The organism is Paenibacillus allorhizoplanae, assembly GCF_927798215.1.
GTDB lineage: Bacteria > Bacillota > Bacilli > Paenibacillales > NBRC-103111 > Paenibacillus_E > Paenibacillus_E allorhizoplanae.
Genome location: NZ_CAKMMW010000002.1, coordinates 24,730 through 43,069 on the forward strand (window position 1 = coordinate 24,730; position 18,340 = coordinate 43,069).

At 45.1% G+C, this 18,340-nt stretch carries 17 protein-coding genes; 6 read left to right on the top strand and 11 right to left on the bottom strand.

What is annotated here, in order from left to right; translation table 11 throughout:
* The first annotated feature begins 31 nt into the window (after positions 1-31).
* On the top strand, positions 32-1,471 hold the full coding sequence (locus L6I86_RS02655; RefSeq protein WP_236284384.1) for a sigma-54 interaction domain-containing protein: 1,440 nt from the start codon (positions 32-34) through the stop codon (positions 1,469-1,471).
* 121 nt (positions 1,472-1,592) lie between these two features.
* Positions 1,593-2,987 carry a lysine 2,3-aminomutase gene (kamA, locus tag L6I86_RS02660; protein ID WP_236284385.1) on the top strand — a complete coding sequence of 465 codons (1,395 nt, stop codon included), beginning with the start codon at positions 1,593-1,595 and terminating at the stop codon, positions 2,985-2,987.
* Positions 2,988-3,135: 148 nt separating this feature from the next.
* On the opposite strand, the gene L6I86_RS02665 is transcribed toward kamA, so the two are convergent.
* The 5 genes from L6I86_RS02665 to L6I86_RS02685 are packed head-to-tail and all read right to left on the bottom strand — an operon-like array spanning position 3,136 to position 7,466.
* Positions 3,136-4,425: a peptidase gene (locus L6I86_RS02665; protein WP_420851836.1), complete on the bottom strand. Its 1,290-nt coding sequence runs from the start codon at positions 4,423-4,425 to the stop codon at positions 3,136-3,138.
* Positions 4,426-4,459: 34 nt separating this feature from the next.
* On the bottom strand, positions 4,460-5,122 hold the full coding sequence (locus tag L6I86_RS02670) for a 3-oxoacid CoA-transferase subunit B (protein WP_236284386.1): 663 nt from the start codon (positions 5,120-5,122) through the stop codon (positions 4,460-4,462).
* Entirely contained in the window at positions 5,089-5,820 is a 732-nt protein-coding gene (locus L6I86_RS02675; protein WP_236284387.1) for a CoA transferase subunit A, read from the bottom strand. The genes L6I86_RS02670 and L6I86_RS02675 overlap by 34 nt, the downstream gene beginning before the upstream one ends.
* Entirely contained in the window at positions 5,820-7,172 is a 1,353-nt protein-coding gene (locus L6I86_RS02680; protein ID WP_236284388.1) for an aspartate aminotransferase family protein, read from the bottom strand. Before L6I86_RS02680 ends, L6I86_RS02675 begins: the two co-directional genes overlap by 1 nt.
* Positions 7,173-7,202: 30 nt before the next feature.
* Positions 7,203-7,466, bottom strand: coding sequence for a YokU family protein (locus L6I86_RS02685; protein ID WP_236284389.1), 264 nt, complete (start codon positions 7,464-7,466; stop codon positions 7,203-7,205).
* Between the two features lie 132 nt (positions 7,467-7,598).
* Here L6I86_RS02685 and ablB point away from each other — a divergent pair, with 132 nt between their 5' ends.
* Complete coding sequence (gene ablB / locus L6I86_RS02690; RefSeq protein WP_236284390.1) at positions 7,599-8,510, top strand: putative beta-lysine N-acetyltransferase; 912 nt, start codon at positions 7,599-7,601, stop codon at positions 8,508-8,510.
* A 29-nt stretch (positions 8,511-8,539) separates the two neighbouring features.
* On the opposite strand, the gene rpoN is transcribed toward ablB, so the two are convergent.
* Complete coding sequence (gene rpoN, locus L6I86_RS02695) at positions 8,540-9,865, bottom strand: RNA polymerase factor sigma-54 (RefSeq protein WP_236284391.1); 1,326 nt, start codon at positions 9,863-9,865, stop codon at positions 8,540-8,542.
* Positions 9,866-10,323: 458 nt separating this feature from the next.
* Here rpoN and L6I86_RS02700 point away from each other — a divergent pair, with 458 nt between their 5' ends.
* Positions 10,324-11,361: a stalk domain-containing protein gene (locus L6I86_RS02700; protein WP_236284392.1), complete on the top strand. Its 1,038-nt coding sequence runs from the start codon at positions 10,324-10,326 to the stop codon at positions 11,359-11,361.
* 216 nt (positions 11,362-11,577) lie between these two features.
* Here L6I86_RS02700 and L6I86_RS02705 read toward each other — a convergent pair whose 3' ends face one another.
* From L6I86_RS02705 to L6I86_RS02720, 4 genes are all read right to left on the bottom strand, one after another.
* Positions 11,578-12,786: a GTP-binding protein gene (locus L6I86_RS02705; RefSeq protein WP_236284393.1), complete on the bottom strand. Its 1,209-nt coding sequence runs from the start codon at positions 12,784-12,786 to the stop codon at positions 11,578-11,580.
* Positions 12,787-12,911: 125 nt separating this feature from the next.
* Positions 12,912-13,847: a metal ABC transporter substrate-binding protein gene (locus tag L6I86_RS02710; protein ID WP_236284394.1), complete on the bottom strand. Its 936-nt coding sequence runs from the start codon at positions 13,845-13,847 to the stop codon at positions 12,912-12,914.
* Entirely contained in the window at positions 13,848-14,729 is an 882-nt protein-coding gene (locus L6I86_RS02715) for a metal ABC transporter permease (RefSeq protein WP_236284395.1), read from the bottom strand.
* On the bottom strand, positions 14,675-15,382 hold the full coding sequence (locus L6I86_RS02720) for a metal ABC transporter ATP-binding protein (protein WP_236284396.1): 708 nt from the start codon (positions 15,380-15,382) through the stop codon (positions 14,675-14,677). The genes L6I86_RS02715 and L6I86_RS02720 overlap by 55 nt, the downstream gene beginning before the upstream one ends.
* Before the next feature lie 264 nt (positions 15,383-15,646).
* Between L6I86_RS02720 and L6I86_RS02725 the strand changes: the two genes are divergently transcribed.
* Positions 15,647-16,609 (top strand): permease, encoded by a 963-nt coding sequence (locus L6I86_RS02725; protein WP_236284397.1) that lies wholly within the window; start codon positions 15,647-15,649, stop codon positions 16,607-16,609.
* 30 nt (positions 16,610-16,639) lie between these two features.
* Positions 16,640-17,596 (top strand): TIGR03943 family putative permease subunit, encoded by a 957-nt coding sequence (locus L6I86_RS02730; RefSeq protein WP_236285636.1) that lies wholly within the window; start codon positions 16,640-16,642, stop codon positions 17,594-17,596.
* A 25-nt stretch (positions 17,597-17,621) separates the two neighbouring features.
* On the opposite strand, the gene L6I86_RS02735 is transcribed toward L6I86_RS02730, so the two are convergent.
* Positions 17,622-18,332, bottom strand: a complete 711-nt coding sequence (locus L6I86_RS02735) for an AAA family ATPase (RefSeq protein WP_236284398.1) — start codon at positions 18,330-18,332, stop codon at positions 17,622-17,624.
* Positions 18,333-18,340 lie beyond the last annotated feature (8 nt).

Below are 18,340 nucleotides of genomic sequence, written 5' to 3' on the forward strand. Positions count from 1 at the left end.
TGAACCATACTTCGCGAGGCGGGTGAACCCAATGTCCGAACAGAACGATCATGGATCTAAATATTTTGAGCAGATGCTGACGATCATTGATGTCGGTGTTCACCTGATTGATAACAAGGGAATCACGATTTTTTATAACGAAAAGATGGCTGAAACGGATGGATTAAAAAGAGAACAGGTTGTCGGAAAAAACTTCTTCGAACTCTTCCCTTCCCTTACGAACGAAACGAGTACTTTCATGAAAGTACTGCAAACTGGGATTGAAATCCGCGAAAAAATTCAAACATACGTGAATGTGACGGGAAAAAGGATCACAACCATTAATAGTACCTATCCTCTAGTGGAAAATGGGGAAATCATCGGAGCTTTAGAAGTTGCCAAAGATATCACGAGTATCGTTCATCTGCATGATCAAATTCTGGATCTCAGGCATCAAATCTATGAATCCCCATCCAAGGATAAAAAAAATGCGAGCGCTGCTCGGTACCATTTCAGTGATTTAATTGGAAAAAGTGAAACCTTCTTGCAAACTATCGCCTTTGCCAAAAAGGCATCGCGCACGAGCTCGCCGGTTCTGATATCAGGCCCTACAGGCACCGGAAAGGAATTGTTTGCCCAGAGCATTCACAATGCTGGAGCTCGTCGGAACCGACTGTTTATTGCTCAGAATTGTGCAGCAGTGCCTAACGAGCTGATGGAAGGGATTATGTTCGGAACTGCGAGAGGCGCGTTTACTGGCGCGATTGATCGTGCAGGATTATTCGAGCAAGCTAACGGCGGAACGCTTTTTCTAGATGAATTAAATAGCTTAGATTTATTTCTGCAAGCCAAATTATTACGAGTCCTACAAGACGGCATCGTTCGTCGCGTCGGAGGTACGCATGAGCAGCAAGTCGACGTTCGCATTATTACCGCCATGAATATTGATCCGAAAGAAGCCTTAAGCAAAGGTTTGCTTAGAAGCGATCTGTATTACCGGCTCAATGTCGTAAATTTGCACCTACCTCCTCTCGTACAAAGAACAGACGATATCCCCCTTCTCACTTCTCATTTTATTGACAAATTCAATCACCTATTCGGCATGAAAATAAATGGCGTATCCCCATCCGCTTTGGCGGCCTTAGAGAACTACCATTGGCCTGGTAATATACGTGAATTAAGTCATGCGATCGAATCTACCTATAATATGATGGAGCTGGAGTGTGAAAGGATTGATGATCATCATCTGCCCGCGTATCTCTTGGGACATACACGAACAACAGTGCATCGATCCAATCCGCAGAGTGACAACATAGCAGATTTCTCGACCAGTCGGTTAACCGACAAAGTGAAGCAACTGGAAAAGGAAACGATCACGGATGCGCTAGCATTTCATCAATACAACATCACGCTGACCGCTCAGGCGCTTGGGATCAAGCGTCAGGCTTTACAGTATAAGCTAAACCGCTACGGCATCGTTAGAAAGCCTTAAACATCCTAGGATGAGCACGACTCCGAGAGGAGTCTTTTTCTTTTTGTCATGAAAAGTGAATGTTGGCATCCTTCTTGCATCTTACTATTCGTGAGAAGACATCCATGCTGGAGGTGCAATGATGGAACGACGTGACTGGAAGCAAGTTGAGCTATGGAAACATGTGACAGATGAGCAATGGAATGATTGGCTGTGGCAGCTGACACATACCATTCGAACGTTAGATGACCTGAAGAAGGTCGTGAATTTAACTCCTGAAGAAGAGGAAGGCGTTCGCATTTCAACGCAAACGATTCCTTTAAATATTACGCCTTACTATGCCTCTTTGATGAATCCAGATGACCCGCGATGCCCGATTCGTATGCAATCTGTTCCCATTTCCGCTGAATTATTGAAAACCAAGTACGATCTTGAAGATCCTCTTTTCGAAGATGAAGATTCCCCTACCCCCGGATTAACACATCGATACCCGGATAGAGTGCTGTTCTTGGTAACGAATCAATGCTCCATGTACTGCAGATACTGCACGCGCCGCCGTTTCTCTGGTCAGGTGGGTATGGGCGTTCCGAAAAAGCAGTTGGATGATGCGATTGCTTATATTCGAAAAACCCCGGAAGTGCGGGACGTACTGCTGTCTGGTGGAGATGGCTTATTGATTAACGACAATATTTTGGAGTATATTCTGAAAAATTTGCGAGCGATCCCTCACGTTGAAATTATTCGGATCGGCACTAGGGCTCCTGTTGTTTTCCCGCAGCGAATTACAGAGCATCTGTGCAATATTATCCGAAAATATCACCCCGTATGGTTAAATACGCACTTTAATCATCCTCTAGAAATAACGGAAGAAGCGAAAAAGTCCTGCGAAATGCTTGCGAACGCTGGCGTTCCACTTGGCAATCAATCCGTAATTCTCGCGGGCATCAACGATAGCACCTATATTATGAAGAAGCTCATGCATGATCTGGTGAAAATTCGTGTGCGTCCCTACTACATTTATCAGTGTGATTTATCCGAGGGCATCGGTCATTTCCGTGCACCAGTGTCCAAGGGACTTGAGATAATTGAATCGCTTCGCGGTCACACCTCGGGGTATGCGGTGCCTACCTTCGTCGTTGATGCACCTGGCGGTGGTGGAAAAATCGCGCTTCAACCCAACTATCTCATCTCACAAAGTCAGGATAAAGTAATTCTGCGCAATTACGAAGGCGTTATCGTGGGTTACCCCGAGCCGAAAAACTATATACCAGGCCGTGCCGACGAATATTTCAATGAAATATACGGCATCCAAAAACAGCCGGAAAGCACCGGCATTATTGCCCTCATGAAAGATGAAAAATTCAACTTAGTGCCAGAAAATTTGCGCCGAATTGGTAGAAGAAAAACATATCAGGAAACACCAGATCACCTGTCACTGAAGGATCGACGTCCAATGCGGGATGAGATGAAGGATAAATTGATGAAAGCTCAGCAGAAAGAGAAGAAAGTGAGTACAACAGAGTTGACGATTGAATAAAAGATATACTTATGTTTTCCATATATTGTTTCTGCTTGCATGAGGCGCACCTGCTAGGAGCGCTTGAAAACATCCTTATACACAAAAAGCACCTATTATAGGTGCTTTTTGTTCTGCCAAACCTCCTGCGCCCTCAAACGCAACATCGCTATGTCTCCGTATCAGCCAAACCACACCACTGAATGATGGTCAAGGCGATAATCTCTGCAGCCTCAAACACACGTTCCAGCTCAATGTGCTCATTCGGATAATGGGCAACTTGTGTAATCCCTGGGCCGAAAACGATACAAGGAGTATCTCCAACCTGGGTGAGCAATCCGCCGTCTGTCCCCCAAGGGGAGGCTTCGATCACGGGTTCTTCCTGTTTAACCGCACGGAATTGCTCCATAAGCACCTGCATGAAAGCATGTTCGGGATCGACATTGCCTGGTACCCATTGCGCGCCGAACCATTCCACGGTTGGTGGATGATCTTCGAACCATGGATCTTTCTCGCTTAACCTCGCCATCCACCGGTGCATTTCCTCTTTGGCGCCAGCAAGCGTTTCCACTGGAGCGACGCCCATGCGCCCCTCCAACTTAACCGTATCGGAAACGGAGGATGGCCAATTGCCTCCCTGAATCACGCCGATATTAATGGGGATCGGAATCGGGTTATTGGCATACAACGGATCTGTGATCCGTGCATTACGTTCCACCTCAAGTTCCCTAATATGCTGAATGACAGCGATGCTTTTCTCAATCGCGCTAACACCCTCATAACGAGTTCCACCATGAGCCGAACGCCCTTTCACCTCAATACGGAACCACATGGAGCCTTGCTGCTTCGGGAAAATACGCATATTCGTAGGCTCGGGAATGAGCGCCGCATCGGCCTTATAACCTTTTACAATGGCAGCTAAGGTCCCCGCTCCTCCACTTTCTTCTTCAATGACACTTTCGAAAATAACATCGCCTTTCAGCTTAGTTCCAAGACTCTGAACAGCCTCGATCGCCATGAGCAAAGAGACATTCCCGCCTTTCATATCCGTTGCCCCGCGACCATACAGCATACCATCCACCACATGACCGCTAAATGGATCATCATGCCATTGTGCTCGATTTCCTTCTGGCACGACATCCATGTGACCATTTAGTAAGAGAGAACGTCCGCCTCCGACACCTTTCAAAACACCAACCACATTCGGACTCCCTGTAAATTGGTTTCTTGGGGAACAAAAATACGGATGTGTCGCCAGTGCCGCACCATCTGGTTCCCATAGATCAACGTCGAGCGATAGCTCCAGCAATTTGTCGGCGATGAGGAATTGAGCCCTCTGCTCATTTCCTTGTGTGCTGGGCATTCTTACCAGATTCCGAAGAAAATCTGTGCAGTCCTCACGATGAAGATTTATCCAATCATGAATTTGCTTTTGCAGCTCTACACGTTTATTAGGCAAAGGAATTCCCTCCTTCAAGCCTTTCTCTGACTTATTACGGGATGTATAGAACGGTTTCAGGAATAAGCAAGGCAGCTTCCGTATGTCGAACAACCTCTTCTACCGTATAGGGCAGCATGACTTCTTTTAAAATCAACCCTTGCTCCGAAACTTCCATGACAGCCATTTCCGTTATGATCAATTTCACACAGGCCACTGCAGTTAGGGGCAAGTCGCATTGCTTTTTAACCTTAGACTCCCCATTTCGGTTGACATGGTTCATCAGAACGATGACTTTTTTGGCTTTTTGCGCAAGCTCCATGGCCCCTCCGATTCCCGCCACACGTTTCCCAGGTACAATCCAATTCGCGAGATCTCCTCGCTCACTCACCTCTAACGCCCCAAGGATCGTAATATCGATACAGCCTCTTCGTATCATGGCAAAAGCAATCGCACTATCACAGTAGGAAGCGCCAGGATGAATCGTGATTGGGTATCCGCCTGCGTTGCACAGGAAAGCATCTTCCTCCCCTGGAAGTGGCGCGCCGCCTGCGCTCAATATCCCATTTTCCGCATGAAAAACAACATGAATATCTTCTGGCACATAATCAGCAACTTTCGTCGGAATACCAATCCCTAAATTGACAGCCATGCCATTCTTCAATTCTTGAGCAGCCCGCTTTGCTATTCGGTCGCGGGTTTCTTTTCCCATACCCATTCCCAAGTCACCCCTCTGCTCAAGATCACCATATCCACGAAAATACCTGGCGTGACTATACTTTCAGGGTCCAGTTCACCGAGTGGTACAATCTCATCGACTTCGGCTATTGTGATTTGACCAGCCATGGCAACGAGCGGATTCAGATTTCTTCCGCTTTTATCGTAGATGAGATTCCCGTATGGATCGGCTTTTCTCGCATGTACGATGGCAACATCTGCCGTCAAAGCCGGCTCTACCAGATACGTTTTCTCGTCGATAGACACGATATTCTTTCCCTTCTCCATGATCGTTCCGACGCCGACATCCACCAAGATCCCGCCTAGCCCAACACCACCGGCCCGAATTTTTTCACATAGCGTTCCTTGCGGGTAAAAAACGACTTCCATAGTGCCTTGCTCCATCATTTGACCAGCGTTAGGATTAGATCCAATATGGGAAGCAATGACTTTCTTCACACGTCCTGCCGTAACTAAACGTCCGATGCCAATGTGGGGAAATCCCGTATCATTGCCAATAATGGTTAAGTCCCTAGCACCCTTTTGAAGGATGCCCTCAACTAATGTAGGCGGCGTTCCAATCCCTCCAAACCCACCGAACATCAACGTACACCCATTGGATATCGATTGAAGCGCTTCTTCCAAGCTCCTCACTTTGCCTTCGCCTTCGTTCACAAGAGTATCCGCTCTTGGCACCATCATATCTCCTCCAATGTGGATGGGGTAAGCTCTGCCATGACTTCCCGAATGGATTCAGCCAATATCCGCACAAGTTGGTTCATTTCCTCTTCAGAGATAATCAAAGGTGGTGCAATGATAATCGCATCCCCTTCCCCGTCGATCGCGCCAGCAGCAGGGTATACAAGCAACCCTTTCTGAAAGGCATTCTCGATGATCCGAGACGTAACACCTAATCCAGGTGCAAATGGTTGCTTGTTAGTCCGATCCGCAACAAATTCGATTGCCAGAAGCAGCCCCTTGCCTCTCACATCACCGATGATCTTGATCCCATCAGCCAATAGGTGCAGCGCGTTCAATAAATAACGGCCTTTATTTGCTGCTGCGCTGACTAATTGATGTTTGTCGATATACGTAAGTACCGCTAACGATATCGCCGCCGATTGGGGATTGGCGCTGTACGTATGACCAGACATGATACTTTTGGTGCCCTTCAGAATAGGCTCCATCACATGATCTTTGACAAGCGTCGCTGCCATCGGTGTATAGCCAGCGCTCATCCCTTTGCCCAATGCCATGAGATCGGGTTCAACCTCATCGTGCTGCATACCGAACATCGCTCCCGTTCGAGCAATACCTGTCATGACCTCATCTGCGATGAACAAGATGTCATACTGCTCGCAAATGGCTTTGATCTTCTTATAGTAGCCTTCTGGCGGAACAATGGCTCCCCCTGCAGCTCCAATGATCGGCTCCGCGATGAACGCGGCGATATGTTCTGCTCCGATCCGCTTGATCGCCGTTGCTAAATCGTCTGCACATGCCACTTGGCAATTCCCTACAGTTTTACCCAATGGACAGCGGTAGCAATAAGGCGGCATGACTACCGGGAAATCTTCTAATAAGGGGATGAATCTCCTTCTTCTCAGAACGTGACCTGACATCGAAAGTGCACCTAGCGTGATACCGTGATAGCTCATTCGCCTAGAGATCACTTTATTTTTACCTGGTCTCCCTTTCTCCTGCCAGTGTTGGATGGCAATTTTCATTGCCGTTTCCGTGGCTTCTGATCCGCTGTTCACAAAGAAGGTCCAGTAATCGTTGCCAGGTGCTAGATCACTTAACTTTTCTGCTAGTTGCTCAGCGGGCTCACTTGTAAACTGTGAACGATAGACGAAAGACACTTTGTTCGCTTGCTCCATCATCGCATCGATAATTTCTTGCACCCCATGCCCTAGGCCAGCTGTCACGGCCCCAGAGCAACCGTCGATATAGGCTTTGCCTTGTTCATCGTAGAGATATACACCCTTCCCATATTGAATCGTGGGATAATGGTGATCCAAAACCGGCTTGATGACATGCTCCCGCTTCATAGGGCACCCCCACAGATTTGCAGCTAAGTGCTATTTTAGAAACATATTCTTTACCCGCGGAGCCTTTAACAGATCTTCATAGCGAAATGCCGTTCCAAGTGCAGAAACATCATGCCAATATAAGGTTTCTTCAATTTGCTGTGCTGTGCTCTCTAAGACATATGTCTGGCAGTTGGCACATTCAAGCGCAGGAATGTCAAGTATTTGCACCGCTAGTCTCCCATCGGGCATAATCCAATAGCAATCTTTCACACTTTCACGGATATCTTCCGTTTCACACCACATGCAATTCATATGCGTTCAACCTCCATCATATGGTATAGAACATTCTTGCGCCTAACAGGTAATCATGCAAGATAGATGCCAACTTTCCACTGTAAGTATTTGACCAATTCATAGGCTGAATATATAGGTTAAGCCGCAAAAATGTTGGCAGTTATTATTATTTTGCAGCAAATTGAGGGTAAAGGGGGATGCTGGATGCCAAGTGATCTGCCAACCTATACGAATCAAGTTGAGAACGGTACCGATTACACGATTATGTTTTGCCTTGATTTTACGAATAAAAGGTTGCGGGTGGATGACTATTCGGGAAAAATAGATGTCATTTACAGGCGAGTGGTTGAAATTGCCAAAACCCATACTCTGACCAAGGTGTTTATCAAATCACGAGAAGTGGATTGGCAGACTTTTTTATCCAAGGGATGTATGTTGGAAGGTATTTATAAAGGATATTTCAATGGAAGTGATGCCTACTGTATGGCCATGTATGATGACCTTAAGCGTCGGACTAGTGACTATTGGCTGGAAGAAGATCAGATTTTACAGCAGGTACTTTCTCTCCCGATTAAGCCCGATCATCCCTTGGTTCCGAGCAACATGACGATGCGTCTCGCTCGATTAGAGGATGCTGAACAGCTCTCTCAGTTATACAGCCACATTTTCCAAACCTACCCTACGCCGATGAATGATGCTATATATGTGGCGAAAACCATGCGGGAAGGAACGATTTATTACCTCGTTGAAATGCAAGGGCAACTGATAAGTGCCGCTTCGGCAGAAATCAATTCCGTCTATGCAAATGCCGAAATGACAGATTGCGCAACGCTCGCAGCTTATCGTAATCAGGGTCTTATGCGACTGCTTATACATGCATTAGAAGCTGAATTAGTTGCTCGGCAAATCACCAGCGCTTATTCATTATCTAGGGCCCTTTCATTCGGTATGAATGCCGTTTTCTACCAAATGGGGTACGGATATTACGGCAGGCTTACGAAAAATTGCGACATATATGACAAATTTGAGGACATGAATTTATGGGCCAAATCATTGAAGTAATGTGCTAGCAATACGTTCCTCCCTTCAAACTATATGCGTTTCCTTCTCACAGAAGAAGAAATACCGAGTTCTTCCCGATACTTGGTTATGGTACGGCGGGAAATGGAGATGCCCTCCTTCTTCATGAAATCTGATAACTTTTGATCGGAATAAGGTTTTCTGGGATTCTCTTCACTAATCCATGTCTTGATTCTCGATTTAACATGTTCGGAAGAAGCAGACTCCCCTATGTCCATTTGCAGACCGGAGGGAAAGAAATACTTCAGTTCGTAGATGCCCCAAGGGGTTTGGGCGTATTTCCCAACTGTAGCGCGACTTACCGTTGATTCATGTACACCCAATTTAACAGCAATTTGCTTTAAGGTCATAGGTTTGAGATGGGCGTTTCCATGCCAGAAAAAATCACTTTGCTCCTCTACGATGGCTTGCGTTACTCGGAATATCGTTCTTCGTCTTTGTTCTAAGCACTTCAGGAAGAACTTCGCGGCATGTAATTTACCAGAGAGAAACTTGGATAACTCGTTATTGTCACTATGCTCAGATGCCATTCGTTCGTAATAACCACTAACCGAAAGTCCAGACGAAGCTGCTTGATGCAGCAGCACTACGAGTTGTTCACCTGCTTTCTCAATACTAACTTCCGGAATGATATAATGAACCGTTTCTATATGAAAGGCTGCTCCAGGTCTTGGGTTCAATCCTTTGATGACATCGATCGCAGCCTGAATTTCCTGTGTAGACACATGGAGCAACGTCGTTAATTTATGAATGTGGTAATTGGCAATATCATTCAAATGTTTCTTAATTAATAAAGAGACTAATGGAAAGCTATCCGCTAGTGACTGGACTTGAAGTAGTAAACATTCCCTCAAATCTCTTGCCCCAATACCGCGGGGTTCAAGGCTCTGCAAGATCCTTAAAGCACGCTCAACTTGAGCAAGATCGATCTTACATACCTCAGAAATTTCGGGTAAAGTAGATCTTAGAAAGCCATTATGGTCTAGATTTCCAATCATAAATGAGACAGTATGTCGAATGAGTGGCGGTATTTTTTGAATAAAGCCTAATTGCTCCTTTAAGTGCTTCTCAAGGGATACCTCATTCGATGCGATGTAAAGGAAGGGGTCGTTATTGGGATCAGTTCTTTTAGCTCCACGGAAAAATGTTGGTGTGAGGTTGTAAGGGTCCCTTTTATTCTCAGCTATTTCCAATACTGGGTTTTCAGTAACTTCTTGTTGAATCACTTCCAGCAATTCCGGTGTCGAGAGTTTGAGGATCGTAATCGCCTTACGTAGTTGGGGGGTTATCTGCATCTTCGTCGTTTGCTGTTGGAACATTCCGTAGCCTGGGCGCATGTGCATCACCCCTTTTCCTTGTTGCTTCTATATGTATTCATTATGGATAACTTTTAACCAGATCTGTGTATATTGTCTGATGAGAGCGGACATAATATTTTATGACGGTGACGCAGTGGTGAGGTGTTGTGTCGCAGACAATTTACACAAGGGAATTTGTTATTGAATCCATATGGAGGCGAGGAGATGTGCCGCATACCACTTACTGTAGTATCTTTACTGCAATGATGTGATGAGGTAGTTACCGAGCGAAGTAAGGTTCAAGGCAAGAGCTCCATCAATTAACGCACCGTCAAAGAGGCTGTCCGACAAGTAGATTCGTCTACTCTAGGGCAGTCTTCTTTATTTATACATACTATTGAGAATCCTCCCATTCTTTACCACCATCCCATACGGACTCAAGGAAATTCTGCTTAACGAAATATATAGGCATTAACAGAAAGTTGAGGACGACAACTATGCGAATTAGAAAACAAATCTTTCGATGTGCCCATATTGCGTTATTAAGCATGATGCTGCTCCATGCAACATCTGTAAAGGCTGCGGAGAATGCGTCGCCTACAGTATTTTTGGATGGGCTTCCTCTGTCCTTTCAAACACCTCCTGTGATTGAAGCAGGCTATAGCCTCGTGCCTATGAGAGCCCTTTTTGAAGCGGAAGGTGCTACAATTTCATGGGATGAGAACACGCGAACGGTGACAGCTGTAAAAGATGGCGCGACAGTAACTTATCAAATTGGAGACTCATTTGCATATAAAAATAAAGAACGGTTGGAGCTGCCCCTACCTGGCAAAATTATTGATGGCTTCACGATGATGCCATTGCGATTTATTAGTGAGACGCTAGGTAATCTCGTGAAATGGCATGACTACTCCCGCTCGATTACAATCTCATCTGTACACGACAATGAAACCACGATCCAATATGGTGTCAATTTGCGCGATACGCCAGATAAAAATGACGATACCCACATTCTTCGTATGCTTGCAAAAACCGAAAAAATCCACGTCATTCGTGAAATCAATCCGGATTGGTTAGAGGTACAAGCACAAGACGGCACAATCGGTTTCATCTCCTCTGCTCCGCAGTATTCGGATTACACGAACACGTCGATAGCGATGAAACAAGCGGATGCTTTAATCACTTTCGGGTCCAAATTTATAGGAACACCTTACGAGTTTGGTGCTGCTTCGGGACAAACGAATACCTTCGATTGTTCGTCTTTTGTTCAATATGTTTTTGACCACGTATTGTCGAAGGATTTACCACGTGTTTCCTATGACCAAGCGCTGCAAGGGAAAGAAGTCGGGATTAACGACCTCCGCAAAGGAGATCTCCTCTTTTTCACGGCACGCGGGCTAGATATCGGTCACGTAGGTATTTATGCAGGCAATGGACGGATCCTTCAAACGTATTCCAAAGAGGATGGCGTTCACTTCACAGCATTCGATGAGAAGTGGAAGAAGCGTTTTGTTACAGCTAGGAGATTGTTCTAACACATAACGCAGCCAACGCAGCGAACCGAGACAAATAGCGCCCTTATGGGCGCTATTGTCCGTTCGCGTGTGGCCACGGGAGTCGAACTCCACATGTACGGCTGAAGTGCTTCTTGATCCATAAGTGCTGTCGTCGCCTCTTGCAACGCATCAGCCAGTGCTTCACAGCCCAAACGACCTTGTCCATAGTGCTACATAACATTCAGCTCAATAGAACTACAGGACACACTCTTCCTCGATTTCCATAATGATATTAGGGAGCTCATCGCGGAACTCTTTCCAATCTGCTAGCATCTCAGCATCCGTCAGCAAACAGGTATCCAGGGATGCCATGATTCCATCACGATCCATATCAATGCCTATGAACACAATTTGATTGATTCGATCCCCATGGATGTCATCCCAATGTGTGATTGCCTCGGAATCTTCTGCCAGAACAGCCGATCTTTCCTCTTCAGGGAGAGCTGCAATCCAAAAGCCCGAAGGGCCAAACCGAATAGAGGGCCCAGCTTGGCTGAGGCTTTGCGCGTAATTATCACGAGTTGCCAACCACATAATCCCTTTGGATCTGACGATTTCTGCTGGCCAATCGGCCATCCATGCCATCAGTCGCGAGGGCTCGAAGGGGCGAGCTCTTTCATACACGAACGAAATAATCCCATACTCTTCCGTTTCAGGTGTGTGTGATTCTTTTTCCAATTCGCGCATCCATTCAGGTGACCTACTAGCTTCATCGAAGTTAAACAGCCGAGTATTCAAAATTTCAGCAGGATCTACCTGACCGTGTATGGCACGAATAAACTTTGCTTTCGGTTGTAATAGCCGGAGCACACCTTCAAGCTCATTCAATTCCTCGGCTTCCAACCGATCACACTTATTCAAAATAAGCACATCGCAAAATTCAATCTGATCAATCAGCAGATCAACAACTTCGCGCGTGTCGTCTTCACCAACAGCTTGACTACGTTCAAGAAGTGTTTCTCCCGAGAAATAATCTGTCCAGAATCGGAAAGCATCAACAACGGTCACCATACAGTCCAAACGACACATTCGGGAAAGATCAATACCTTGTTCTTCGTCCGAATAGGTGAACGTTTGAGCAACGGGCAACGGTTCACCAACACCTGTCGATTCGATCAGAATATAATCAAATTTGTTTTCCTTGGCAAGTCGTTCAACTTCCTTCAATAGATCGTCGCGCAAGGTGCAACATATGCAACCATTAGACATCTCAATTAAGCTTTCTTCTGTTCGAGAGAATCCGTTGCCTTGTCTGATGAGATCAGCATCAATATTAACATCGCTTAAATCATTCACAATGACGGCTACTTTCAAGCCATTTCGATTATGGAGAATATGGTTTAATAAGGTTGTTTTACCGGCTCCCAAATAACCGCTCAGTACTGTCACAGGTATTGTCTGCATGGACAATGTCCCCCTTTTATTTAATCGTAAATTTTACGTATACACCACAAATAAAAAGCAAACTTCAGTTTGCATCACATCTCGCTATTCTTGCTAATCTCGCTAAACTCGCTAACCCTGAATTGTTATTCATCTAACGCTTTCTTCAATGCATGGAGATTGTTCGTCATGATACTTATGTAATCCAGGTTATTCTTCTTATCCTCAGCAGTTAAACCTTCAAGCGGATTAAGGACATCTGTATGTGCATTGATTTCCTTGGCAATCGTTGTTGCAACCTTAGGATCCACTAACGTTTCAAAAAAGATCGTTTTGACTTGCTTCTCCTTCACAAACTCAATGATATCCGCCATTTTGTCTGGTGCAGGCTCTTCTTCCGGTGAAAGACCAGCGATGGGAACTTGTGTTAACCCGTATTCCTTGGCCAAATAACCAAATGCCGCATGTTGGGTTACGAACTCTTTATGTTTCACAGATGCAAGTGCTTCTCGGAACGTTCCATCCAGCGCTTTGAGCTTAGCGATATACCTATCCGCGTTATTCCGATAATCATCTTTATGTGTGGGATCAACCGCTATCAATCCTTGTGCGATCGCTTCTACTTCACGTTGAGCTAACACCGGTGATAACCATACGTGAGGATCCAACTCATGACTATGACCTTCTTCTTCCTCCTCTTCCTCTTCTTGATGTAAACCTTCTATGAGATCTATTCCGTTACTTGCCTCAACGACAACACGCTTCGTATTCGCAGTGCTTTGCAAGGCTTGCTCAGCCCACCCTTCTACGATGCCATTGTAAATAAATACATCAGCCTCCTTCACTTTTTTCATATCTTTGGCACTCGGCTCCCAATCATGTGGCTCTGAACCCACTGGTATTAACGCGATAACATTCGCATGCTCGCCAGCAACTTGCTTGGTGAATTCATACATCGGATAAAAGCTTGTAACGACATCAAGTTTACCATCGCTTGAGACCGTGTCAGTTGCGCATCCTGTCAACAGGATAGTTGATAGTCCAGTAAGCATCAGTGATTTTGTCATCCATAACGTTTTCATTTAAAAATTCCTCCTAATGGTTTGAATGAAAGGTACGGGAACCTTATCTTCCATGATATTTTTGTTAGTCGTCTTACGAAATCGCACCACAGCCTTCTGGATACCTAAGCCTAAGATAAGTAAGAGCAAAAGTAAGATCGCGATCGTTCCACCCGGTGGTGTACTGAAGGAATAGGAAGCTGTAAGACCTGAAAACACCCCTAGTAACCCCACTCCCATTGCGATTAAAAGTGAAGCTGTAAAACTGTGCGCAATCCGTATGGCTAAGGCAGCCGGAAGAACAATGAGTGATGAAACAAGCAGCACCCCAACGATTGGCATTGCGGCCGAAACTATCATCCCTGTTAAGACGCTGAATCCAAGTGAAATCCATTTCACAGGGATTCCATTCGTTCTCGCGGTTTCTTCATCAAAGGTGATTTGGTACAGTTGCCGACGGAACAGGAAGAAAAATAAACCGCCGATGGCTGCCACGATAAGCATGAGTGAAAGTTCTGTTTCATTCACAGCCACAACTGACCCGAATAAATAGGCAGACAAACCCTTATTCATACTGGGACTGAAGCTCATGATAATAACGGCTGAAGATAGCCCCCCAATCATAATAATGGCGACTGAAATTTCACTAAAGGATTTATACGACCGTCTGACATATTCCACAAGGACGGCACCTACCGTTGCTACGACAAAGCCACCTAATGTTGGATGAATATGGATAAAAGCGCCACCAGCTACACCAGCTAACGAAACGTGAGAGAGCATATCGGCCATTAACGCTTGTCGGCGAAGCATAAGATACATACCTAATAACGAAGCGATGATCGCAATTAGCCCACCGGCACAAAATGCCCGTTGCATGAAGTCGTAGTGCAGCATTTCCATCCGCCTTCCTCCTTTCTTTCTAATGCAATGACTCTGTCTATGTACGGAGAGACCTCTTCCAGATTATGTGTGACCATGACAACTGTTCTTCCGAGCGTCTTGGCTTGATCATGCATCAGTTCATAAAATCCAATTCGGCTTTCATCATCCATACCTGTCGTTGGTTCATCCAATACAAGCAGATCTGGCTCTTGCGCTAGCGCTCTAGCTATGCAAATCCGCTGCTTCTGACCTCCCGATAAATCGCCGATTCTACGTTTGCGCAACTCCCACATTCCCAGTTGCCGAAGGGCGGTTTCGGTTACGTCTTCATCCTCTTTGCGAAGTTTGCTAAATAAAGGAACCCGAGAAAATCTACCCGAGCGTACAAACTCCCAAATGTTACTCGGAAACCCGCTGTTGAAACCCGCGATCTGCTGGGATACGTAGCCTACTCGCAGCTTCTCTCCTCTCGAATTCGTCTGTGATAAGAACAGCTGACCTTTCCATGGCACAATTAAACCCAACATGAGCTTAAGTAAAGTTGATTTTGCCGCACCATTGGGTCCGATGACAGCGACGAATTCGCCAGACTGAATGTCCAATTGTGCATCTTGAATACAAGGAATATCCGCATATCCAAACTCCACCTGCTGCATAGAGGCAATTAGCATTCCTCTCAACTCCTCGAATTTTATGCGTAATTTTTACGAATACATCATGGAATGAATGGAAGTCCGTTCGCCTGCTAGGAACTCCACCAATTCCTAAACAAACCGTTCAACTAATCGTAAAGTTTACGTATTACAACGAGTAATATATCTTGCTTTTCCTGCGCTGTCAATATCGTGCTTGCAAGATATACCTAATTCGCTTATGATTTTATTCGTAAAGATTACATTTAAAGGCAAGTATAAGTAAATGAAGGAGTCTACAACATGCAAAGTAATTCAGTTATCTTCCTAAACAGTTTTTTTACAATTGACCATTTGCAATCCTTTAAAACGATTTTCATCAGCCTGATCCTTGAAGCTTTACCGTTTATTTTACTTGGTGTCCTGCTTTCGTCCTTACTGCAAACATTCGTGCCCGAGTCCACGATACGTCGGTTCACACCTCGGAACCCCGTTCTTGGCATTCTATTCGCTTGCCTACTAGGTATACTTTTCCCCATGTGTGAATGTGGTATGATTCCAATCGTTCGTAGACTCATCTTAAAAGGAATGCCCGTTTATATCGCTGTCGTTTTTATTATCGCTGGCCCCATCCTTAATCCAATTGTCTTCGCGGCTACCCTTATGGCGTTTCGCAATCATCCTTCCATCGCCTACTCTCGGATGGTACTTGCCTTCATCGTCGTCATCATTATTGGACTGATACTCTATCGACTAGTAAAAAGAAGCCCATTAAGACTAGGTCAAAATCATGAGTCTAAGTCGCCTCTGCATGACGTACATCACCTCCACGATAATCATCATTACCACCATAGTGATAACCCCAATAAAGTAATGACATTTTTCGTACATAGTTCAAGCGAGTTTTTTGAAATGGGGAAATTTCTTGTCTTTGGCGCACTACTCACCGCACTCATTCAAGTGTTTATGCAACGCGAGAGCCTGCTTGCCATTGGGCAAGGCCCGCTCTCATCTCACTTCTTTATGATGGGCTTAGCGTATATTCTTTCCATTTGTTCGACATCAGACGCTTTCGTAGCTTCCTCTTTCCAAACCTCATTTACATCCGGTTCCTTACTAACTTTCCTTGTCTTCGGACCTATGTTGGATTTCAAAAGTACGCTAATGTTGCTTTCGGTGTTTAAGATCAGATTCGTCTTACTTCTGGTACTATTAATCTCATGCACAGTTCTTATCTGCTCACTGCTTTGGGAACAAATTATCTAATTCATTTTAGGAGGGATTCGTTTGAATCACATGCGTAAAACAAGCTACCATCATTTTCTTCGCACACTGATTTTACTTGGGTTCTCTAGCTATATAGTTATCCTAACGAAATCAGATTCACTACAGTTCTATATCGCCCCGCGTATGATGATTTACGTTAAAATAGCTGCTGTCGTATTGTATATCATCGCATGTTTTCAAGGTTTCATGGCGCTACGATCCTATTGGGGGAAACCAGTAGCCTGCGACTGTGGTCAGCCAGCTCCGCGTCCCTTCCTGCAAAATATCGGGGCATATGGGCTACTCATCCTACCACTGATGATCGGCTTCCTGCTACCAGATACCGCCTTAAATAGCACGCTGGTTGCTGCCAAAGGGATAAATCTTTCTGCTGCCACAACCAATATGACGACTCCCCGTCCTGAATCATATAATTTACCTAGCTTCCCTAAACCAGCCACAAGCAGTCAAACTTTGCGAGCTAGTCAGCCTGAAGCTGCACAAGCTGCTCAGCCAGAAACTGATATCGAGCAACTATTTCAGTCCCCTGATGAGTGGAACGAAGACTTTGCCAAGATGGGAGTCATTCTTTATAAAAAGGATCGTATTCTCGTACAGCCAGAAATTTACATGGAGATATTGTCGACGATTGACCTATTCAAGGATATCTTTATAGGCAAGGAAATAGAGTTAACAGGCTTTGTGTATCGTGAGGAGGACAAAATGAGGATGAATCAATTGGTTGTTGGCCGATTCGCGGTTAGTTGCTGCTCAGCGGATGCTTCTCCTTACGGGGTCTTGGTGGAGTTCCCCACAGCGTCAAATTACCCCCAAGATATGTGGGTTAAAGTCACTGGAACCATTCAAAATGCTCATTACAATGGAAACGATATTTTCAAAATAGACGCCACTAAAATCGAAAAAATCGAAGCTCCAAGTTCGCCGTATGTCTATCCGAATTTCGAACCACTGACCATTCTAAAATAGTTAAATGACAATGAGCTGATCAAAATCAATCTTTGAACAGCTCATCTAGAATCATTTTTCTATTGTCTAGAAACCGTTTGGTAATCATGTAGTGGAGCGTTTCCTCGTATTGGATGTCACTTATAGGTTGATCATCAAAAGTAAGAATCTGGGCATCGGGATATCCAAGCAGTATGGGAGAATGCGTAGCAATAATGAATTGAGCTTCCTTCTCCAAATCTTTGATAACACGCATTAAGGCCAATTGTCTTGCTGGCGATAAGGCTGCTTCTGGTTCATCTAGGAGATATATTGCTTTTTTACCGAATCGATGTTTAAAAAGAGAGAGAAATGCTTCACCGTGCGATTGCTCGTGTAAGGAGCGGCCACCGTAATAGGGTAAACTTTCAGGCACCGTATCTAAATAGCTAGCAAAGTTATAAAAAGTCTCTGCTCGGAGAAAGAACCCATTCGTAATCTTCGGCATCCATGAAAGCCGTAAGTGCTCCCCCAGAATGGAATGCGCTGCGTCGACGTCATACACATTGTTTCTCCCACCACTCGCTGTGTTAAACCCACATTGGTAAGCGATGGCTTCAAGGATGGTTGATTTGCCTGAACCATTCTCTCCGACCAGGAAAGTGACATTTTTCTCGAAAGTAATGGAAGTCAATGATTGGATAGATGGGATCGTAAACGGATATTTCTCAGCGTCGATAGTCCCTTGCTTTTGAATTTCCAGTTTTCTCAGATACATAAAACGTC

Coding starts and splice junctions, on each gene's coding strand:
- ablB (WP_236284390.1), top strand. CDS start 7,599: ATGTTGGCAGTTATTATTATTTTGCAGCAAATTGAGGGTAAAGGGGGA.
- L6I86_RS02705 (WP_236284393.1), bottom strand. CDS start 12,786: ATGCAGACAATACCTGTGACAGTACTGAGCGGTTATTTGGGAGCCGGT.
- L6I86_RS02730 (WP_236285636.1), top strand. CDS start 16,640: ATGCGTAAAACAAGCTACCATCATTTTCTTCGCACACTGATTTTACTT.
- L6I86_RS02735 (WP_236284398.1), bottom strand. CDS start 18,332: ATGTATCTGAGAAAACTGGAAATTCAAAAGCAAGGGACTATCGACGCT.
- kamA (WP_236284385.1), top strand. CDS start 1,593: ATGGAACGACGTGACTGGAAGCAAGTTGAGCTATGGAAACATGTGACA.
- L6I86_RS02670 (WP_236284386.1), bottom strand. CDS start 5,122: ATGGGTATGGGAAAAGAAACCCGCGACCGAATAGCAAAGCGGGCTGCT.
- L6I86_RS02655 (WP_236284384.1), top strand. CDS start 32: ATGTCCGAACAGAACGATCATGGATCTAAATATTTTGAGCAGATGCTG.
- L6I86_RS02675 (WP_236284387.1), bottom strand. CDS start 5,820: ATGGTGCCAAGAGCGGATACTCTTGTGAACGAAGGCGAAGGCAAAGTG.
- L6I86_RS02710 (WP_236284394.1), bottom strand. CDS start 13,847: ATGAAAACGTTATGGATGACAAAATCACTGATGCTTACTGGACTATCA.
- L6I86_RS02700 (WP_236284392.1), top strand. CDS start 10,324: ATGCGAATTAGAAAACAAATCTTTCGATGTGCCCATATTGCGTTATTA.
- L6I86_RS02685 (WP_236284389.1), bottom strand. CDS start 7,466: ATGAATTGCATGTGGTGTGAAACGGAAGATATCCGTGAAAGTGTGAAA.
- L6I86_RS02680 (WP_236284388.1), bottom strand. CDS start 7,172: ATGAAGCGGGAGCATGTCATCAAGCCGGTTTTGGATCACCATTATCCC.
- L6I86_RS02720 (WP_236284396.1), bottom strand. CDS start 15,382: ATGCTAATTGCCTCTATGCAGCAGGTGGAGTTTGGATATGCGGATATT.
- L6I86_RS02725 (WP_236284397.1), top strand. CDS start 15,647: ATGCAAAGTAATTCAGTTATCTTCCTAAACAGTTTTTTTACAATTGAC.
- rpoN (WP_236284391.1), bottom strand. CDS start 9,865: ATGCGCCCAGGCTACGGAATGTTCCAACAGCAAACGACGAAGATGCAG.
- L6I86_RS02715 (WP_236284395.1), bottom strand. CDS start 14,729: ATGGAAATGCTGCACTACGACTTCATGCAACGGGCATTTTGTGCCGGT.